The sequence below is a fragment of the Methyloceanibacter marginalis genome, assembly GCF_001723295.1.
Lineage (GTDB): Bacteria > Pseudomonadota > Alphaproteobacteria > Rhizobiales > Methyloligellaceae > Methyloceanibacter > Methyloceanibacter marginalis.
Window position 1 is genome coordinate 1 of the sequence record NZ_LPWD01000260.1, and the last position, 3,184, is coordinate 3,184.

The following is a 3,184-nucleotide window of genomic DNA, read 5'->3' on the forward strand; positions in this document are numbered from 1 at the left end:
GCGGTTGGCGCCGACCTCGAACACCTCTTCGGGCGTGCTGAGGGACGCATATTTGCCGTCGCTCTGGACGTAAGGCCCGTAGCGCCCATAGCCGGCGGTGATCGGCTTGCCGGACTCCGGATGGGTGCCGATCTCGCGCGGCAGCGACAACAGCGCCAACGCGCGGTCAAGCTCGATGGCCTCCGGATCGGTGCCCTTGGGGATTGAGGCGCGTTTCGGCTTCTCGCCGCCCTCCGCCTCGCCGAGCTGGATATAGGGGCCGAAGCGGCCGGTCCGCACGCTCACTTCGAAGCCGGTCTCGGGGTCGGTGCCGAGCACCTTGCCGTCGGCCAACGCGGCCTTGTCGCCGGTCTCGGCGAGCTGGCGGGTGAAGCGGCAGTCGGGATAGTTGGAGCAGCCGACGAAGGCGCCGAACTTGCCGACCTTCAGGCTGAGCTGGCCTTCGCCACAGGAGGGGCAGGCGCGGGGATCGCCGCCGTCGCTGTGTCGGGGAAGACATGCGGGCCCAGCAACTCGTTGAGCGCGTCGAGGACCTGCGTGATGCGGAGATCGCCGATATCGTCGACCGCGCCGATGAAGTCGCGCCAGAAATCGCGCAGCACGTCCTTCCATTCGAGCTTGCCCGCCGAGATGAGGTCGAGCTTTTCCTCCAGGTCCGCGGTGAAGTCGTACTCCACGTAGCGCTTGAAGAAGCTTTCCAGGAAGGCGGTGACGAGCCGTCCCTTGTCCTCGGGGTAGAGACGCTTCTTGTCGATGCGGACGTAGTCGCGCTCGCGCAACACGTTCAGGGTTGAAGCGTAGGTGGAGGGGCGGCCGATGCCGAGCTCCTCCAACTTCTTGATGAGGGTGGCTTCGCTGTAGCGCGGCGGCGGCTCGGTGAAATGCTGCTTCGCCTCGATGCCGCGCGGGTCGAGCGCTTGGCCTTCGCGCATGGCCGGCAGCGCGCCGTCCTCGCCGACGGCATCGTCCACGCCTTCCTCGTAGATCTTGAGGAAGCCGTCGAAGCGGATGACCGAGCCCGTGGCGCGCACGCCATAGGGCTTGCCGTCCGTGCCTGCGACGTCGATGTCCACGGACGTGCGCTCGATCTCCGCGCTCGAAGCTTGGCTGGCCAGCGTGCGTTGCCAGATGAGCTTGTAGAGCTTCAACCCGTCGGCATCGAGATAACGGCCGATCTTGTCGGGCGCCTTGCTGAAATCGGTGGGGCGGATGGCTTCGTGAGCCTCTTGCGCGTTCTTGGCCTTGGTCTCGTATTGGCGCGGCGAGGACGGCACGTAGCGGTCGCCGTACAGTCCGGTCACGAGCTTGCGAATTGCGGACACGGCTTCGGGTACGATCTGCACGCCGTCGGTTCGCATATAAGTAATGAGACCTTCGGCCTCGCCGCCAAGGTCCACGCCTTCGTAGAGGCGCTGCGCGAGCTGCATGGTTTGCCGTGGCGAGAAGCCGAGCTTGCGCGAGGCTTCCTGCTGCAGCGTGGAGGTGGTGAAGGGCGCGGCCGGGTTACGGCGCTGAGACTTGCTCTCGATCTTGGCGACGGTGAAGCGTCCGCCTTCGAGCGCCGCCTTCAGGCGTTCGGCGTTCCCGGCATCCGGAATGTCGAACTTCTCAAGCTTCTCGCCTTCGGCGGAGACGAGCCGTGCCTCGAAAGCCTCGTTCTTGTCCGTGGCGAGCGCGGCGATGATCGTCCAATATTCCTGCGCCTTGAAGCGCTCGATCTCGAGCTCGCGGTCGCAGACGAGCCGCAGCGCGACCGACTGAACGCGGCCGGCGGAGCGGGCGCCCGGCAGTTTCCGCCACAGCACCGGAGAGAGCGTGAAGCCAACGAGGTAATCGAGCGCGCGGCGGGCCAGGTAGGCGTTCACCAAAGGCTCGTCGATTTGGCGCGGATGGCGCATGGCCTCCAGCACGGCCTCTTTGGTGACGGCGTTGAACACCACACGCTCGACCGGGATCTTGCCGAGCAATTTCTTGCGGTCGAGCACCTGGAGCAAGTGCCAGGAGATGGCCTCGCCCTCACGGTCGGGGTCGGTGGCGAGGATCAGCTTGTCGGCGCCTTTGACGGCTTGGGCGATCTCATTCAGCCGCTTGGCCGATTTGGGGTCGACATCCCAATGCATCTCGAAGTCGTTGTCGGGCAGGACCGAGCCGTTCTTCGAGGGCAGGTCGCGCACATGCCCATAGGAGGCCAGCACCCGGTACTCTGACCCGAGGTACTTGTTGACTGTCTTTGCCTTGGCTGGCGATTCAACGATTACGATGTTCATTGAGATGTTCCTAGCCGCGCGAAAATGCGTCTGGCTGAGGGCGATGGGACCGGAATCGACCCCGGCATGCGGCGAAAATGGTGTCTCGATCAGCCGCTGTCAAATTCAGGGCGCGGACGATTGACAACTTCAGGGTGTATATAATAACTAAATACAACTCTAAGACGCTAATCCAAACGGTGTTCTTGGTACGGCAACCGGCGCTGCATCTTGCCAATTGTGGAGGCGGTGGTGGTGACCAATGGGCGCGATGCGAGGCGGAATCGAATGGCAGGGTCCCGCGCCGAGCCACCAGTAGGCGCAAATTCCATCAAGGGTCAATCCGCGCCCTCCCGGAAGGAGGCCGCCGAATATATTGGCTCCTTGCTCGAGGGCTTGCAGTCCCTGGCGCAGGAGGCGCAGATGCCCTTCCTGGCCTATCTGCTCACCATGGCGCTGGAGGAGGCCAAAACAGAGAAGGCCAAGGCCGACTAGCGCCCTCTAGGGCTCGCTCAACGAGACCAGCTGGCCGCCGTGGCGCTGAAGCCGTCCCGCCAGGTCGAGCTCAAGCAGGATGATGTGGACCTTCCGCGTCTCCAGGCGCGTGGCCCGAATAAGCTCGTCGATATCGACGGGGCTTGGACCGAGCGCCTCCAGGACGCGCTCGCGGTCGCTTTGAGCGATATCGGGGAGCGGCGGGGGCGTGTCCGTCTCGTCGCATGACGCGAGTTCTATGCTGGGCGGGAGCGGGCCGCGGCCCAGGATGGGCGCCAGCGTTTCGACGATGTCCTTTGCCTCCGTGACCAATGTGGCGCCTTGCTTCAGCAGATTGTTGGTGCCGGCCGCGCGCGGGTCGAGCGGACTTCCGGGGACGGCAAAGACCTCGCGGCCTGCTCGCCGGCCAGCCGCGCGGTGATGAGAGATCCCGAGCGCTCGGC

At 64.8% G+C, this 3,184-nt stretch carries 1 protein-coding gene and 2 pseudogenes; 1 reads left to right on the forward strand and 2 read right to left on the reverse strand.

The genetic code is table 11. The features are described 5' to 3' along the window. A pseudogene (gene topA / locus AUC71_RS10045) lies at positions 1-2,267 on the reverse strand (type I DNA topoisomerase); the annotation flags it as partial. A 267-nt stretch (positions 2,268-2,534) separates the two neighbouring features. On the opposite strand from topA, the gene AUC71_RS10050 reads away from it, so the two are divergent. After that, a complete protein-coding gene (locus tag AUC71_RS10050; RefSeq protein ID WP_141701599.1) occupies positions 2,535-2,741 on the forward strand; it encodes a hypothetical protein in 207 nt (68 codons plus the stop codon). 6 nt (positions 2,742-2,747) lie between these two features. Here the strand turns inward: AUC71_RS10050 and AUC71_RS19500 are convergent. Beyond that, positions 2,748-3,184, reverse strand: a pseudogene (locus AUC71_RS19500) (DprA-like winged helix domain-containing protein); the annotation flags it as partial.